This window comes from Candidatus Nitrosopumilus sp. (genome assembly GCF_028278985.1).
In the GTDB taxonomy this organism is placed as follows: domain Archaea; phylum Thermoproteota; class Nitrososphaeria; order Nitrososphaerales; family Nitrosopumilaceae; genus Nitrosopumilus.
This window is the reverse complement of sequence record NZ_JANQTA010000001.1, coordinates 86,571-102,996: the sequence shown is the minus strand read 5'-3', so window position 1 is coordinate 102,996 and position 16,426 is coordinate 86,571. Positions and strand designations below refer to the sequence as shown.

The 16,426-nt window shown below is 34.1% G+C and carries 18 protein-coding genes, 1 tRNA gene and 1 pseudogene; 12 read left to right on the top strand and 8 right to left on the bottom strand.

Annotation, left to right across the window (positions count from 1 at the left end):
• Nucleotides 1-219: 219 nt before the first annotated feature.
• The 3 genes from Q0941_RS00610 to Q0941_RS00600 are packed head-to-tail and all read left to right on the top strand — an operon-like array spanning nucleotide 220 to nucleotide 1,513.
• Nucleotides 220-639, top strand: coding sequence for an EVE domain-containing protein (locus Q0941_RS00610; protein ID WP_299290324.1), 420 nt, complete (start codon nucleotides 220-222; stop codon nucleotides 637-639).
• Between the two features lie 43 nt (nucleotides 640-682).
• Nucleotides 683-922, top strand: coding sequence for an Lrp/AsnC ligand binding domain-containing protein (locus tag Q0941_RS00605; RefSeq protein WP_014963852.1), 240 nt, complete (start codon nucleotides 683-685; stop codon nucleotides 920-922).
• Between the two features lie 18 nt (nucleotides 923-940).
• Entirely contained in the window at nucleotides 941-1,513 is a 573-nt protein-coding gene (locus Q0941_RS00600; protein WP_299290322.1) for a hypothetical protein, read from the top strand.
• Between the two features lie 5 nt (nucleotides 1,514-1,518).
• On the opposite strand, the gene Q0941_RS00595 is transcribed toward Q0941_RS00600, so the two are convergent.
• Complete coding sequence (locus Q0941_RS00595) at nucleotides 1,519-2,151, bottom strand: hypothetical protein (RefSeq protein WP_299290300.1); 633 nt, start codon at nucleotides 2,149-2,151, stop codon at nucleotides 1,519-1,521.
• A 154-nt stretch (nucleotides 2,152-2,305) separates the two neighbouring features.
• Between Q0941_RS00595 and Q0941_RS00590 the strand changes: the two genes are divergently transcribed.
• Nucleotides 2,306-4,573 carry an aconitate hydratase gene (locus Q0941_RS00590; protein ID WP_299290297.1) on the top strand — a complete coding sequence of 756 codons (2,268 nt, stop codon included), beginning with the start codon at nucleotides 2,306-2,308 and terminating at the stop codon, nucleotides 4,571-4,573.
• A gap of 9 nt (nucleotides 4,574-4,582) precedes the next feature.
• Here the strand turns inward: Q0941_RS00590 and Q0941_RS00585 are convergent.
• Nucleotides 4,583-4,735 (bottom strand) — tRNA-Trp (locus tag Q0941_RS00585).
• A 90-nt stretch (nucleotides 4,736-4,825) separates the two neighbouring features.
• Between Q0941_RS00585 and Q0941_RS00580 the strand changes: the two genes are divergently transcribed.
• The 6 genes and pseudogenes from Q0941_RS00580 (at nucleotide 4,826) to Q0941_RS00555 (ending at nucleotide 9,189) form a co-directional block, all read left to right on the top strand.
• On the top strand, nucleotides 4,826-5,359 hold the full coding sequence (locus Q0941_RS00580) for a hypothetical protein (RefSeq protein WP_299290295.1): 534 nt from the start codon (nucleotides 4,826-4,828) through the stop codon (nucleotides 5,357-5,359).
• A 30-nt stretch (nucleotides 5,360-5,389) separates the two neighbouring features.
• Entirely contained in the window at nucleotides 5,390-6,358 is a 969-nt protein-coding gene (gene pdxS / locus Q0941_RS00575; RefSeq protein ID WP_299290293.1) for a pyridoxal 5'-phosphate synthase lyase subunit PdxS, read from the top strand.
• Nucleotides 6,355-6,975, top strand: a complete 621-nt coding sequence (gene pdxT / locus Q0941_RS00570; protein ID WP_299290291.1) for a pyridoxal 5'-phosphate synthase glutaminase subunit PdxT — start codon at nucleotides 6,355-6,357, stop codon at nucleotides 6,973-6,975. Before pdxS ends, pdxT begins: the two co-directional genes overlap by 4 nt.
• Before the next feature lie 53 nt (nucleotides 6,976-7,028).
• Nucleotides 7,029-8,120, top strand: a complete 1,092-nt coding sequence (locus tag Q0941_RS00565; protein WP_299290289.1) for a hypothetical protein — start codon at nucleotides 7,029-7,031, stop codon at nucleotides 8,118-8,120.
• A 428-nt stretch (nucleotides 8,121-8,548) separates the two neighbouring features.
• Nucleotides 8,549-8,812, top strand: a pseudogene (locus Q0941_RS00560) (peptidase); the annotation flags it as partial.
• Between the two features lie 83 nt (nucleotides 8,813-8,895).
• Complete coding sequence (locus Q0941_RS00555) at nucleotides 8,896-9,189, top strand: hypothetical protein (RefSeq protein WP_299290287.1); 294 nt, start codon at nucleotides 8,896-8,898, stop codon at nucleotides 9,187-9,189.
• Between the two features lie 48 nt (nucleotides 9,190-9,237).
• Here Q0941_RS00555 and Q0941_RS00550 read toward each other — a convergent pair whose 3' ends face one another.
• From Q0941_RS00550 to Q0941_RS00540, 3 genes are all read right to left on the bottom strand, one after another.
• On the bottom strand, nucleotides 9,238-11,562 hold the full coding sequence (locus Q0941_RS00550; protein WP_299290285.1) for a valine--tRNA ligase: 2,325 nt from the start codon (nucleotides 11,560-11,562) through the stop codon (nucleotides 9,238-9,240).
• A 1-nt stretch (nucleotide 11,563) separates the two neighbouring features.
• Complete coding sequence (locus Q0941_RS00545; RefSeq protein ID WP_299290283.1) at nucleotides 11,564-12,388, bottom strand: 6-carboxytetrahydropterin synthase; 825 nt, start codon at nucleotides 12,386-12,388, stop codon at nucleotides 11,564-11,566.
• Between the two features lie 61 nt (nucleotides 12,389-12,449).
• The gene (locus Q0941_RS00540) at nucleotides 12,450-12,728 is read right to left on the bottom strand and encodes a 4a-hydroxytetrahydrobiopterin dehydratase (RefSeq protein ID WP_299290282.1); all 279 of its coding nucleotides are present in this window, start codon (nucleotides 12,726-12,728) and stop codon (nucleotides 12,450-12,452) included.
• A 75-nt stretch (nucleotides 12,729-12,803) separates the two neighbouring features.
• Here Q0941_RS00540 and Q0941_RS00535 point away from each other — a divergent pair, with 75 nt between their 5' ends.
• Both Q0941_RS00535 and Q0941_RS00530 read left to right on the top strand, forming a co-directional pair.
• A complete protein-coding gene (locus Q0941_RS00535; RefSeq protein ID WP_367277452.1) occupies nucleotides 12,804-13,559 on the top strand; it encodes an asparagine synthase C-terminal domain-containing protein in 756 nt (251 codons plus the stop codon).
• 146 nt (nucleotides 13,560-13,705) lie between these two features.
• On the top strand, nucleotides 13,706-14,446 hold the full coding sequence (locus Q0941_RS00530) for an SDR family oxidoreductase (protein WP_299290278.1): 741 nt from the start codon (nucleotides 13,706-13,708) through the stop codon (nucleotides 14,444-14,446).
• Nucleotides 14,447-14,448: 2 nt separating this feature from the next.
• Here Q0941_RS00530 and purB read toward each other — a convergent pair whose 3' ends face one another.
• The 3 genes from purB to Q0941_RS00515 all read right to left on the bottom strand — a co-directional run bounded on the left by purB (nucleotide 14,449) and on the right by Q0941_RS00515 (nucleotide 16,311).
• A complete protein-coding gene (purB, locus tag Q0941_RS00525) occupies nucleotides 14,449-15,810 on the bottom strand; it encodes an adenylosuccinate lyase (RefSeq protein ID WP_299290276.1) in 1,362 nt (453 codons plus the stop codon).
• 81 nt (nucleotides 15,811-15,891) lie between these two features.
• Entirely contained in the window at nucleotides 15,892-16,089 is a 198-nt protein-coding gene (locus Q0941_RS00520; RefSeq protein WP_299290274.1) for a hypothetical protein, read from the bottom strand.
• Between the two features lie 66 nt (nucleotides 16,090-16,155).
• A complete protein-coding gene (locus tag Q0941_RS00515; RefSeq protein ID WP_299290272.1) occupies nucleotides 16,156-16,311 on the bottom strand; it encodes a hypothetical protein in 156 nt (51 codons plus the stop codon).
• Nucleotides 16,312-16,426 lie beyond the last annotated feature (115 nt).

Below are 16,426 nucleotides of genomic sequence, written 5' to 3'. Positions count from 1 at the left end.
TATTAAGCGCCCAAGAGCAGCCACGCAGACGGATTAGGATGATGTCGATCGTAATGATACCAATGATTTCTAATTCACCCAGGTGTGGTACATTATGGGCAACCCCGGTTAGAAAACCCAAGGAGGTTTTGGCTAAATTCCAATGATCTTGTGCGAGTCAGAACCGGGGAACATTTACAATTTCAAAAACCATAAAACACCAAAATTTCAAGTGAATTCATGGTAAACTATTGGTTAGCAAAACAAGAACCAAGTGGTCCAAGAGGATATAATTTTGAACAACTAAAAAAAGAAAAGAAAACTGTATGGGATGGTGTACATAACAATTTAGCACTAAAACACATGCGGGAAATGAAACCCAAAGATCTTGTAATTTTCTATCATACTGGTGATGAACGTCAAGCTGTTGGAATTATGGAAGTTTCCTCAAAACCCTATCCAAATCCCAAAGAAGATAATGAGCGTTTTATTGTTGTAGATGTAAAATACAAAAAATCTCTTAAACATCCCGTAACATTGGATGAGATGAAAAAAGAGAAAAAATTCAAAGATTGGGAATTAATTCGAATTTCAAGATTATCTGTAATGCCCGTTCCAAAAACCATCTGGGATGCTATTTTAAAGATGTCTCAAACTTAGAAATAATCGGTTTATTGATATAGTCGATTTTTGTAATGCTGGCATGGCAACAGCTTATGTTTTAATAAACTGTGAACTTGGTTCTGAAGAAGCAATTATTCAGCAACTAAAGGGCTTAGAAGGTGTTAAGGAAGTTCATGGAACTTTTGGTGCATACGATATTTTGGCCAAGATTGAATCTGATACTGTAGAAAAACTTAGAGAAACAATTACTTGGAAAATCAGAAAAATTGAAAAGATTCGTTCAACACTTACCTTGATGGGTATTGAAGGCCAGACATAATCACCCCTTTTTCTTATTATGATTTTACACTTTATTTTTGTCATAAAGGAAGAAGATCGTGGCAAACGACAATCTGAATTTGATTATATCAAAAAAATGGCACAATTTTACAAACATTGGATTAAAGAAAAATTTGGAAAAGATTATGAAATTCAGTGTGATGAATTAATTACAAAACCACGAAGCATTTTACAAAGACTTGACACACATACATTTGTTCGAGATCATGAACAACGTGGTAAAGACATCTACCATTTCTATCTAACTTATTCACGTCCCCTCTGGACAGATTCCCTCTGTGATGGTTATCATGCAGAAAACTTTGGCATGGTTTTTTGGAAAAAACCTAAAGAATCTGATGATGAATTATTTCTTGCAGAAAAAAATTGTACAACAGTTTCTTATGAATTACTCCATGAATTAATGAGACAGTCTGGCAGAAAAAAACATGTTCAAGAAGTTCGTGATGTTTGGACTAAGCATTTCTATGAACAATTAGAATTTGAACAATATGGTGAAGATTTCAAAATTACAGACGGAAAACCAATGTTTCTAACAATGAATACTTCACAATTGAAATTTGAAAAATAATTCTTTTAACACTTTGTAACAGAGTAAATGTTATTTTCAAAGTTTGCAGTTTTGAAATCTAGTTTGTTTTCAGGATCATCTGATCTTCCTTTACTCAAACCTTCAAGTTCAACTAGTGCATCTCCTCTAAAACCCACTGATGAACCATAGATTGCATCAGTTAACATGGTTCCATGATCACCTTTTTTGATATCGTCTACCATGTCATAAAATCTAGTAGTTTCTTTTTTGTTAACTGGATTGCCTGTTGCTTTGTTGTATGCAACAGCAATATACATTCCATTATTTTTAACTGCAACTGGAATTTTGTGATTCTTCCCTGTTGCGCCTGGAATAGTTTCATTTACTAATACTTCGCACTTGTGATACATGCTTGATACATATGCAAAGAATCTGTATTGGGCAAATTTTCCTTTAGCATCTTCTTCACATCCAACAAAGACTTTGTGAAGTAGCTCTAATGCTTCATCATTCATACTTTGTAATCTATCATCAATCCTTCCTCTTTCAAGAAGTTCAGAATTGCATTCTTTTGCAACTAGTTCTAAAATAAAATCAGGTAAATTGTAATTCTTTAATGCTGCAACAAATGCTCCGGCTTGTGACATTCCAAATTTTGGAAATCCCTTATTGACCATTTTTACACCTCATTATACAAAACATGTAACTCCCCAATCCCCAATTCTATACCCGCTTTTGGCTTATAATTGTTAAGAAAATTGATGCCTAAATTGATGATTTTTTTTAATTTTTAATTGTAAATAATAAATTCCGGATAATTTTATGCTTGATGTGGAAATAGAAACTACTCCTAAACTTGTTTCAAATGTTTATGAAAAATTAAAAGATAATATTTCTAAATATCGTGATGTTGTTGGACGTCCACTTACATTAACAGAAAAAATTCTTTCAGGCCATTTACATCAAATGACTGACAAACCATTTGATGGTGGAAAAGATTATGTTTTTCTAAAACCAGATCGTGTTGCATTACAAGATGTAACAGGTCAAATGGTAATGTTACAATTCATGCAAGCTGGTTTGAAACAAACTTCACTTCCTACAACAGTACATTGTGATCATTTGATCAGAGCTGAAGTTCAAGGTGATGTTGACATGAAAGTTTCATTAGATGAAAACAGTGAAGTATTCAAATTCTTACAATCAGCTGCCGCCAAATATGGTTGTGGTTTTTGGAAACCAGGAGCTGGAATTATTCACCAAGTAGTTCTTGAGAATTATGCATTCCCTGGAGGTCTAATGATTGGAACAGATTCACACACACCAAATGCTGGTGGTCTAGGAATGGTTGCAATTGGGGTTGGAGGTCTTGATGCTGCTGAAACTATGGCTGGATTGCCATGGGAATTACTCTATCCAAAAAGAATTGGTGTAAAACTTACAGGAGAGCTAAATGGTTGGACTGCTCCAAAAGATATTATCTTAAAAGTGGCCGAACAATTGACTGTCTCTGGCGGAACTAATTCCATTGTAGAATATTTTGGTCCCGGAACAAAATCAATTAGTTGTACAGGTAAAGCAACAATTACTAACATGGGTGCAGAGATTGGCGCAACATGTTCAGTATTTCCATATGATGAGCGTATGGAGACTTATCTCAAATACACAAATCGTTCAGAAATTGCAGAATTGGCAAATCAGAATAAAGAATTACTTATTGCAGATTCTGATGTTGAAAGTAATCCTGAAAAATATTTTGATAAAGTAATTGAGATCGATCTTTCAACATTAGAACCACATATTGTTGGACCTCATACTCCTGACTTGGCAAGAAGCATCTCTAGTTTAGCTGATGATGTAAAATCAAAAGATTATGTGGATCCAATTTCTGTTGCATTGATTGGAAGTTGTACTAATTCATCTTATGAAGACATGTCAAGAGCTGCAAGTCTTGCTGAACAAGCAAAATCTAAAGGAATTAAAGCAAAAATTCCTCTTTTAGTTACTCCTGGTTCTGAACAAATTAGAGGTACAATTGAACGTGATGGACAAATGGATTCTCTCAAAGATATCGGTGCAACTGTTTTAGCTAATGCATGTGGACCATGTATTGGTCAATGGAATAGACCTGAATTAGATAAAGATGAACAAAATACAATTGTAACAACTTTTAATCGAAATTTTCCTGGAAGAAATGATGGACATAGAACTACTCTAAATTTTATTGGAAGTCCAGAGATGATTATTGCATTAGCTTTGGGAGGAAAACTTTCCTTTAACCCATTAATCGATGAACTTACTGCTGCCGATGGAACAAAATTCAAACTTGAACCACCAAAACCTGCACCAGAAGTTCCTGAAGAAGGATTCATGAGACCTGATGGAATTTTTGTCGCTCCACCAGAGAATTCAGATGATGTTGAAGTTTTAATTGATCAAAATAGCAAACGGTTGCAAAGATTAGAACCATTCCCAATATGGGATGGAAATGATTTTGTTGAAATTCCTATAATGGTAAAAGCCAAAGGAAAATGTACTACTGATCATATTTCACCTGCTGGTGCATGGCTCTCACTTCGTGGTCATCTTGATAATCTTAGTGATAACATGTTACTTGGAGCCGTAAATGCATTCAATGATGAAGTTGGAAAAGGCAAAAACGTATTGAATAATCAACTAGAATCATTTTCACAAATTGCACGTCAATACAAAGAAAAACAAATGCGTTGGGTGATTATTGGAGATAATAATTACGGCGAAGGAAGTAGCAGAGAACATGCTGCAATGACTCCTAGATATCTTGGTTGTGCTGCAGTAATTACAAAAAGTTTAGCAAGAATTCATGAAACAAATCTCAAAAAACAAGGAATCCTTGCATTGACATTTGGCAATCCAGATGATTATGAAAAAATTCTTGAAGATGATAAAATTAGTCTTGTTGGATTAAACGAATTAGAACCTCACAAACAAGTAAAATGTATCATTACTCATAGTGATGGAAATAAAGATGAAATTCTTCTAAATCATTCTTACAATAAATCACAAATTGAATGGTTCAAAGCTGGTTCAGCACTTAATGTTCTAAGAAATAATCAATAGAGGTTAACGTGGGGCCGACCGGAATCGAACCGGCGACCTACGGGTCACTACAGCTCCAAACTTACATCATCCCTGAGTCAGTTTAGCTTAGTTTACCTCTGGAGCCCTTAGCGGTGATCTATTCGTAGACACTGTCGCCCTACCAGGCTAGGCTACGACCCCACGAACAAGTTTGGAATTGACTTGAATTTTAAGTTATTTTTAACCAAGATTTATTTGCGATAAACACGATTTTGTATTAGTTAATCAATTATGGTAAAAACATTTCATCTTGTATTAGGCGCAATTCCAGTAATTATTGCACTTTTAATTTCAGTTCCAATGCTGACAAAAAATGAAATTCCGATTTCAGCTGCAAATTCTTTTGATACTATAGAAATCGAATATACAAAACATCAACTAAAGAAATTATCTTATGGTGTAACTGAAAGAGTTGGAGCAGAAAAAACTGAAATTTTATCAATCAAAAATGATGGCGCATTAAAATATTCTATTACTGAACTGGGATATCTTCAACCCGATAAAAGATCTAAGCTTGATGAATCTCAATTAAATAAAATAAAGGCTATAATCAAAGAAACAGGATTTATGTCAATTCCATCTGAATCATTTCCAGTTCTTGAAGATGTAACAGAATATCAAAAATCAAATGTTAAGGTCACTCTTAATGGAAGAGTAAATCAAATCCATTGGCCTGAACAAAACGCTACTGATGGTTTCATTCCACCAATTATTACAATGGTAGAAACTGAACTTGATCAGATAATGTCTGAAATTAGTGAATAGGTACAAATAGCCTTTAGAGGAAATTAGTTCATGTTACCTCTATCTGGAGAACGCACTGATGCTAAAGGAATCAAATCTGAAAAATTAGAAGAAAGTGATACTATTCGTGGTTCTTCAACTCTAAAACGTGGATTTGCACACATGTTGAAAAACGGAGTTGTAATGGATGTAACAACTGTAGAGCAGGCTCAAATTGCAGAAGAAGCAGGTGCAGTATCTGTTATGGTTTTGGATAAACTTCCATCAGAAGTTAGAAAGGCTGGTGGTGTTGCAAGAACAGCTAGCATTAGAATTATTGAAGATATTATGGATTCCGTTACAATTCCTGTCATGGCAAAATGTAGAATTGGACATGTCAATGAAGCACTTGTTTTACAAGAAACTGATGTTGATATGATTGATGAATCTGAAGTCTTAACCCCTGCTGATGAATTTAGACATATTTGGAAATGGGATTTCACAACTCCGTTTGTAAACGGTGCTCGTTCATTGGCTGAAGCTCTAAGAAGAGTTGAAGAAGGCGCAGCTATGATTAGAACAAAAGGTGAACCTGGAACTGGAAATGTTGCAGAAGCTATTACTCATATTAAAAAAGTCAATGATGAACTTAGAACAATAAAATCAATTTATGATTCTGGAGACAATCAAGAACTTGTTAGAATGGCAAGAGAATTCAAAGTATCTTATGATATTGTAGAACAAACTGCAAAACTTGGTAGATTACCTGTTGTAAATTTTGCAGCAGGTGGAATTGCAACTCCTGCTGATGCAGCTTACCTCATGTCATTAGGATGTGATGGAATTTTTGTAGGATCTGGAATTTTTAATGCTGATGATGCAAAAGAAAGAGCACGAGCAATTGTCTTGGCAACTACATTCTGGAATGAATCTGATAAAGTAAAAGAAGCACAAAAGATGATTGATGAAAGACAATCAATGTTGGGATTAGATGTCAAAACATTAGAATTGAGAATGCAAGATCGTGGTGGTTCTGCATGAGTTTGAATGTTGGAATTTTATCCATTCAGGGAGATGTACAAGAAAATGTCTTGTCAACTCAGACTGCATTAGATGAGCTTGGAATTGATGGAAATGTAATTGATGTAAAGACTCCTGAAGATGTAATGAATTTGGATGGATTAATCCTTCCTGGAGGAGAAAGTACTACAATTGGCCAAATGTCTCTTGTTAATGGTTCTATGAAGATTTTGAAAGAAAAAATCGAAAATGGCATGCCTGTTCTTGGAATTTGTGCTGGAATGATTATGTTATCTAAAACTGCAAATGATCGCGTGGTTGGAAAAACAAATCAACCACTTTTAGATATTTTAGATATTAAATTAGAAAGAAATTCTTTTGGAAGACAACGTGAATCCTTTGAGGCTGATGTTTCAATGGAATCAATAGACATTCCAAACTTTAATGGCATTTTCATTAGAGCTCCATCTGTATCTGATGTAGGCTCTGATGTGGAAGTATTGTCTAAATTTAATGGTCGAATTGTTGCCATAAAGAAGGATAATGTCATTGGTACTGCATTTCATCCAGAATTGACTGAAGACACATCTCTTCACAAATACTTTTTGAACTTGGTCAATTCCTCAAAATCAAACTAAGTTGAGAATTTCTAAGTAATTCTTTTTAACTATAGAACAGTCGAGATTTCAAAATGGACAAAAATGTTGTGTTTATGGGATTATTCGCAGTTTTAATTGGTGGTACCTTTGGTTTTGTTCCATTTAATGAAGTATTTGCACAAAATGATAATCTTTCTGTAAGTAGAGAAGATTCCGAAGCGTACAAAAAACAACAAGAAAGTTCAGAAAAAGAAAAACAAAAAGCTGAAGAAAGAAAGCAAAAACTAGAAGAAAAACAAGAAAAACAAAAACAAAAAGCTGAAGAAAGAAAGCAAAAACTAGAAGAGAAAAAAGAAAAACTCAACGAAGATAGAAAAAAGATTGAAGAAAAATTAGCCAAAAAAATTCAAAAATATGAAGATAAATTAAGAGAACTTAAAGCAAGAACTCAAAATAGAATTTCATCTGATGCTTTAGGAGATGTAGAAAATTTTTCATCTTCAGAGAGTAAATTAGAAGAAAAATTAGCTAAAAAATCTGAAAAAATTCGTGAAAAATTAGAGCAAAAACTAGAGAAGTTAGATACAAGAACTCAAAAAATACTTGAAAAAATTGAACGTGGAAACTATCTAGGTGATAAAATAGGCACGGATACTGTTTCTGAAAACTATCATCTTGCATTTGATTCTGTAGATGCAACTTCAATCGGTGATCAAACTACCACATCATTATCTGGTTCTATGGTTTTTTCAACATTTGATAAAAAAAATTCTAATTTAAAATTAAAACTAGATGAATGCCAAATTACGGTAGACAGTGTTCCGTATAATTGCGGATTTGGAAAAGCTAGAAGCACATCTTCTGATAGTTCTGGTAGTAAAGATTCCTTGGTAATTATTGCATTTTTAGAAGATGACGTGCTTGAAGAGGTACATTCTACTCTCAAATTACTTGTTAATGCAGATATCCCAATTAGTGATATTGATGAATCAACACAAGTTTCAATCCTCTCCCCACAAAGCAAAATTTCACACATGTGGTTCTTAGATGGTTCTGCAACTTTATCAAAAACAATTGTAGATGAACCAACTACTGATGAAATCACTGATGAGATACCTGATGAAATACCTGTAGGAAAAGCAATTTCAATTGAATTAACTGAAACATTGGGCTTGAAGAATTGAAAATGAACCCAAAAAATTATGTTTACATGTTTTTGATTTTTTCAATAATGTTGATTCCTACTACAATTCCAATATCACATGCCGAAATTGGAACAATTTCAGTAGAATCTTTTGATGTTAACTATAATATTGAAAATGGAAATGTTGATTCCATCTTTTTAGATCCTGATTTCATTGAATTATTGATTACCATGGATACAAGTGATGATGGAACAATTGAGATAACTATTCCACGTGATTTACTAGATGCAAAATTTGAATCATCTGATGATATCTTTTTTGTTTTAGTTGATGGCTTTGAAACTGATTATGCAGAAATTGAAACGACTTCATCGTATAGAACAATTGTAATTCCATTTTTTGGTGGTGATTCTGTAATTGACATAATTGGAACTGATGCATTAAATCCGTTCTTGGAACCTGAAATTGAAATTCCTTCATGGATAAAGAATAACGCAGCATGGTGGGCAGATGGTGCCATTGATGATGAAGCCTTTGTTTCAGGTATTCAATATCTAATAAATGAAGGAGTCATGAATATTCCTCAAACTGAATCTGGAGAATCTACTGGACAAGAAATTCCTTCATGGATAAAGAATAACGCAGCATGGTGGGCAGCTGATCAAATTGATGATGAAACATTTGTTTCAGGAATTCAATATTTGATTACAGCTGGAATTTTACAGGTATAGGGAATATCCCCTAACGGTGGTTCAAGCCTTACCAGATTCATTCTTAAGTGAAGTATAACCATCAAAAACAAGTGTGTAAAAAATTGGCTACTCTAGAAGAATTTAACATTGCATGTTCTTCCTCAAATGATGTACACAATATCAAATGGACACAAAAAAATTCTAAATATCTAAATAATTCAAAAAAGAAAAAACCAAAAAATTCTTCTTCTACAAATATTATCTACACCGACAAAATCCCACTAGATAAAACTTCAAAAGTTTTCAAAATAAGCGACTCTGAGAAAACAAAAAAGAGCATTTCTGGTAAAAAATTTCAAACTAGTTCAGACTCAATTTGTAAGATAGAACGGGGATTTAGACGTCCTGGACGTTAAATTTTGAACTTGAAAAGAGTAGCTGAATCCCTGTGGACTAGTCTCAAATTAGGAACAATCTTCAAGATTATGCATTGATTGCAAATCTTTCTTAAACTCTGACAAACTCTCAGGAACTTCAACTGCAATGGAATCCTTTAATGACAATTCTTTTGCCTTTTTCTCATTCCAAACTTTGGAGTTAAACTGTACTACCTCTTCAGTGATTTTTGAATAATCTTCTGTGCTTTCAGCTTCTACCTGTCTTTCTATGTGGATGCTAGTTTCTGAATACAATGTTTGCCATAGATGTTCTGTGATAAATGGAGTAATTGGTGCTAATAGTTTCAACACTGTAGATAGCACTTTATGCAAAGTGTAAATGGCAGCATCTCTTTCCTCTTCAGAAAATCCCTCTCCATAGGCACGTTTTTTGACCATTTCGATGTAATGTGCAGCAAATAAATTCCAAGTAAATTCTCTAATTGCAATTGCTGGGACAAAGAAGTTGTATTCATCATATCCTTTCTTGCAATCTTTAATCAAATTATTTAATTCTGACAAAATCCATTTATCAACTGTAGTTGGTTTTCCTTCTTTGATAACTGGAAAGCTAGACAAGAATCTTGACACATTCCATAACTTGCTCAAGAATTTCTTTGTTGATTCAATTTTTTGTTCATTGCATCTAAAGTCATATCCGTGATTAATTTCACTTGCACTCCAGAATCGGAATGTGTCAGCTCCAAACTTTTCAATTACTGGAAGTGGATCAATTGCATTTCCCTTACTCTTACTCATCTTCATTCCTTTCTCATCAAGACCATATCCCATGATCCAAGCTTCACTCCATGGTTTTTTGCCAGTTAACATATCACATCGTAAAAGTGTGTAATACAACCATGTTCTTACAATATCTTTTGCTTGTGGTCTTATTGATGTTGGATATGTTTTCTCAAAGAATTCTGAATCCTTGCTAAACTTTGTAACAAACAGCGGTGAAACACTAGAGTCCATCCATGTATCAAATGTTCTATCTTCTCCAGTAAATTCACCATTTGCACATTTTGTACATTTTTCAATTGGACACTTTTCTTTCCATGGTTGATAGTATTTTCCTGGTTCAGGAACATGTGGTTCATCGCAACTAGAGCAATACCAAATAGGAATCTCTGTTCCATAGTATCTCCGTCTTGAAATTGGCCAGTCAATAGAAATTGAATCAAGCCAATTCATCAAAATTTGCTTGTGCATAGAGGGGTAAAACGTAATTTCTGAGCCTAATTTCCGCATTTTTTCAACAGAATCTTTCTGTTTGAGATAGTATTCCTCCATCGGAATAATTTCAATTGGAATCTTACTTCTTTCTGAAATTGGAGTTCTGTGAGAAATCTCTTCAATCTTTTCTACGTAACCTTTTGATTCCAAATCTTCGATAATTTTCTCTCTAGCTTGTTTTGGTTTTAGTCCTGAATATTCTCCTGCAACTTCTGTCATCCTTCCATCCAAACCAATTGCTACAATCTCTTCAAGCTCCATTTCTCTAAACAATGCAACGTCATTTTGGTCACCATAACTACAAACCATAACAGCTCCTGAACCAAAGTCTTGCTGAGCTGAATGATGAGTCTTGATTTCAACTTCAGCTCCTGTAATTGGAACAATTACCTTACTTCCAACAAATGGAGCATATCTTTCATCTTCAGGATTTACTATAATCGTACGACATGCACAAAGAAGTTCTGGTCTTGTACTTGCAATGATGATTTCTTTTTCAGTATCTTTTATCTTAAATTTCATATGAACTAGCTTTGTTTGCAAGTCCTGGTATGCAATTTCAGCATCTGCAATTGTTGTTCCTGAAACCCAATCATAGTTGTTAGGTCTTGTAGCTAGAACAATTTTTCCTTCTTTCCATAATTTGATAAATGTAGATTGTGTTAATGCCCGATACTCTTCTGAATCTGTTCTGTAATGGTTCTTTAAGTCACCACTCAAACCGAGATTTGTCATTATTAACACCATCTCTTCTTCTAAATCATCAAGTGCGTCTCTGCACAAATTCAAGAATTCTCCACGGTCTGTCTCTCTCATTCTGATGTTGTGTTTTTTCTCAGTGTAGAACTCTACAGGTAAACCGTTTCTGTCAATTCCAATTGGAAAGTAGACGTTTTTACCCTTCATACGAGCAGTTCTTGCAATCATGTCTATCTGGGAATAGTGAGCCGCAGCTCCAATATGCCAAGGCCTGCCTGATGGATATGGCGGAGGAGTGTCTATGGTGTAATTATCATCAGTTGGAGTGAATTTGTAAATGTCTGAATCCTGCCATTTCTTGAGAACTTGTGCCTCTAAATCTGGATTCCAAGCCTTTTCTGAAATTTTTGGGTCCATTTTACAAATTATCTTTTGAGATGTTTGATATAATGTGAGAGCCTTTGTTGTATCCCTCGTAGATGTAAACTCCTACTGCCTCTACGTTTGCTGGCATTTTTGGTGCAAGTAATTTGATAAGTTCACCTGATAGATTTTCTACTGTTGCCTCTCCTTCTAATAGATAGGTTGTATGCTTTGGAACTTGCAATTCAAACAATCCTTTAGGTCCTTCAAATTTTATTACATAGTGAGAGTCGTCTTCAGAGATCACATACTTTCTGTTAATGAAGAATTTGTGATCAAATGCGGTTAAAACATCTTTGATGATTCTTTTTGCTTCTCCAAAGTCTACAAGTAAATTATCTTTCATTTGTCCAACTAATTCTACCATTACAGATGATGTATGTCCATGTAGGATAGAACACTTCTCAACTAGAGGAAGTATATGTGCATAATCAAAAGCAAATGATCCATCATCTAAAAAGATAGAACCGGTCTGTGGTGTCTTGTCATAAAATACTATATCTTGCAACTCTTTTATCTGTGCAGAATATTTCCCATGTCCAATTGCCATAATTTTTTGTTCAGGAAAGTCTTCTTTGATCTGTCTGTATTTTTCAATCTCCTCTTCATTATCTATTACTTCAATCAATCCCTTCTGTGTTTTGAAATCAACTGCAACTTCTACTCCATTCTTTAATGTAATCTTGTAATTGTATTGATATTCATCCTCAAGAAAATCTAGCATCTGTGCTACTGTCAACTCTGTTCGAGTCTTCATTAGGTTTCCTTTCTTGTCGATATATTTGAAATCCGAATCTAACATTGTAGGATTTGTTGTCATGCAAAGTCACCTGACTGAATCATTATATAAATTCTGTAATGTTTGTGCCTAAAATTTACCCTCAGACTAGAGAATTTAGGATTCTGGCTAGATTGATGTCATTTTTTGTGATGCCACCTGCATCATGAGTCATCAAATCAATAACGAGTCTGTTGTAGACGTTAAACCATTCTGGATGATGATTCATTTTTTCAATCTCCATTGCAGCTCTAGTCATAAACCCAAATGCCTGATTAAAACTCTCAAATTCTATCTCTTTGTGTAGTTTCTCATTTACCACACTCCATCCAGGTAAATTTTTCAATTCTTCTTCAATTTCTTCTTGTGATAGTCTCATCATTTTCAGTATTCTTTGATTCCATTAATAGTTAAAGAGTTTGATTCATTACCCATTGTAGAATTTAGAGGAATAATCATGGATGACAAATATGAAGAATTATTTAATAAAATTAAAACTGCAGTTTCAGAAACAGTTACAAACAAAACAATTGGAATTGCATATTCCGGTGGTGTTGATAGTACACTAATCTCAAAAATTTGCAAAGACATGGGTTATGACATTACTTTACTCACTATAGGATTCTCTGAATCCCATGATATCTTATTTGCAAAAGAAGTCAATGAACAATTGAATTATCCTCATCATGTTTTAGAAATCGAATCTGAAACCTTTCCATCCATATCATCTAATATTCATAATAAAATCAAAACTGATAATCTATCATGGAACGAAAACTGTATTGCATTTTACTATGTATCAAAGCTTGCAAATAGTTTGGGAATTAGTACGGTAGTTACTGCAAACGGAATTGATGAGCTATTTTGTGGATACAATGCCTATAGAGAGGCATTTTCAGGTGGTGACTCTAAAATCAACGAAGTGATGGAGGCAAAACTAGACAATGAATTAAAGATGATGAATGCAGTTAACATGATTGCATCTGAATTCCAAGTACAAATTCTACAACCATTATTGTCTGTAGATTTTATCGAGTATGCAAAAACTGTTCCAATTTCAGAAAAGATTACAGACTCAGAAGATATCTATCGTAAACATATGATACGAAAACTTGCCACTCAAGTTGGCGTTCCAGAAATTTCATGTAATAAAAGAAAAAAAGCACTACAATATGGTTCAAAAATTCACAAGACACTACTGAAAACTAGATGAACCATGTCCATCTAATTTGTGTTTGAAATTTTTTACTTCTATTATGTAAGATTGATTTTTTACGCTCAAAATAATTTTCCAAAAAAAGTCAAGATGTTTACTTACTCTCAAACTATATTTACAGTTAGGATTTAGCACCGGTGAGTTTGATTAAAGATAAGGTTGTAATAATTACAGGGGCCAGTAGTGGAATTGGCTATGCAGCAGCTGAAACTCTTTCTAAGGCAGGTGCAAAAGTAGCTATTGGTGCAAGAAGAACAGATAGGCTAGAAGAACTTGCAAAAAAGATTTCTGATGATGGTGGAGAAGTATTTTATCAAAAATTAGATGTTACACAAAGATCTGAATGTGATAATTTTGCAAAAGCTGTTTTAGAAAAGTGGGGTTCTATTGATATTCTAGTTAACAACGCAGGCCTAATGCCATTAAGTTATTTCAAAAATCTCAAAGTGGATGAGTGGGATAGAATGGTAGATGTCAACCTCAAGGGAGTTTTGTATTGTACTAGTGCCGTAATTACTCATATGAACGAGAAAAAATCTGGCCACATAGTCAATGTTTCCTCTACTGCAGGAAGAATAGTATTTCCAGGAGGAATAGTCTATTGTGCAACAAAACATGCAGTGACTGCATTTAGTGAGGGCCTGAGACAAGAGTTTAGTGTTCGCTCAAATATACGGGTTACAAGTATAGAACCTGGAATCGTGGAAACTGAACTAACAGATACAATTACTGACGAGTCCATTAAGGATTATGTTGAAAATGCAAGAAAGATAGATGGATTACAATCTCAAGATGTTGCAAACGCAATCCTTTACGCAGTCAACGCTCCTCCACATGTCAATGTTAACGAGATTCTAATGAGACCAACTCAACAAGAACACTAAGTCTAAATGAATTTCTTTACTGTTTTCTGAACAGACTTGTTCACATTACTAATGATTGCAGGTGATGCACCAAGATGTTTTTCTGGTGAGAAAATTGCATCAATCTCTTTTTCAGTCAACTTTGATGTGAATGCTTTATCATTTTTGATTGCATCTTTGTAAAACATTCCCTTGTCATTTGCCTCAAATGCAACACGTTGTACATCTCTGTATGCAACAAATCTTGGAACACCTTTCTTGATTAGGGCCTCTAACACAAATTCAGCAAATATTTGTCCCTTTGTGATGTAGAGATTATCAACAATTCTTTTTTCATTTACCAATAGATTTGAAACAATTCTAGTCATAGTTTCTAACATTTCATCCACAAGAATTGATACTGTAGGAATTACAAATCGTTCATTGGCAGAGTTTGATAAATCCCGCTCGTGCCACAATGGAATGTTTTCAAATGATAATGCAACTTGGCTTCGAACTAGTTTAGATAATGATGATACACGTTCACTTTTGATAGGATTTCTTTTTACAGGAACTGCACTACTTCCCATCTGCCCTTTCTTGAATTGTTCTGCAACTTCTCCAATCTCTGTTCTCTGCAAGTTTCTAATCTCTATTGCAATTTTTTCTAAAGTAGCACCAACTAGAGCAAGCTCAAAAACATATTCTGCATATCTTTCCCTTGGAACAACTTGAGTTGTAACTTCTGCTGGGAATAACTTTAATCTCTTTGCAGCTCGTTTCTGAACCTCAAGTGACTTTGCACCCATTAGAGAACCTGTTCCAACCACTCCCAGCGTCTTACAGATTAGGATTCTTTTCTTGATCTCTTCAATTCTCTCAACGTGCTTTGCCAACTCTGCAGCCCAATTTGCAAATTTTAATCCAAATGAAATAATGCTAGCATGTTGTCCATGTGTTCTCCCTACTGCTGGTATCTTTGCATGTTTGACTGCTTTTTTTGCAAGAATAGATGCCATCTTTGCAACTTTGGGCTCAATAATTTGTAATGCGTCACGCATTTGCATTGAATTACTAGTATCAACCAAGTCATTACTTGTCAAGCCATAATGTATCCATGGTCTTGCATTCTTTGAGCATTTTTCACTCAATGATTCAACTAATGCTGCTGTATCATGATCACTTTTTGCTTCTAATTGTTTGATTCGTTTTGCAGTAATCTTTCCTGATGTTGCAACTTTGAAAATTTCTTTACCTATACTTTTTGAAATCATGCCAATTTCACTTTGAGAAATTGCTGCTGCCCCTTCAATCTCCAATTGATAATTGACTTTTTTTTGCTCACTAAAGATCTCCATCATTTCTTTAGTACCATAACGACCATTATCAATGGGTAAAATTGCCAATAACTTCTATGTTTTAGCATCGAAAATAAATCTACTGGTAATTTTACCCAAAATTAGATTATTTCATTTTTTGAATTCAAACTATTGTCGAGTTTTTTTTATTGTTGCTATTTTTTTCTGAGATCTTACTTCTTTGGTTTTTGCTTTTTGTTTGTCTACTTTACCTTCTCTTTTTGTTGGTTTGCCGCTTCTTCTAGCAGCTCTTGATGCTTTAGCCCGCACTTTTTGCTGCTCTTTTTGTTCTTCTAACTCTTTTTTAGTAGGTTTACGTTGTACCATAATTCTAAATTAATTTCATATTAGATAAATGATATTACTATATCCAGATGAAATACTATCTTCAAGCTACCTTTCTATGATTCCTGTATCTTGTAGAACCCATTCTAATGCTTTGAAATAACCTTGTTTGAAATTTTTTTCATCTATTTTCCAATCTGGGTTTGCTCTAAGTTCTGCAAGAAGTTGATTTGCTTTGTGAGTAATTGTTGCTTCATCTAACATATCCTACAATTGTATCTTGGCAATTTTAAATTACTTTTGATTCAATTATGGTTTAAATTGGTACTGACGAAACTCAAACCGGTCAAAATGTCTAATATCCAGGTGATGATTAGTC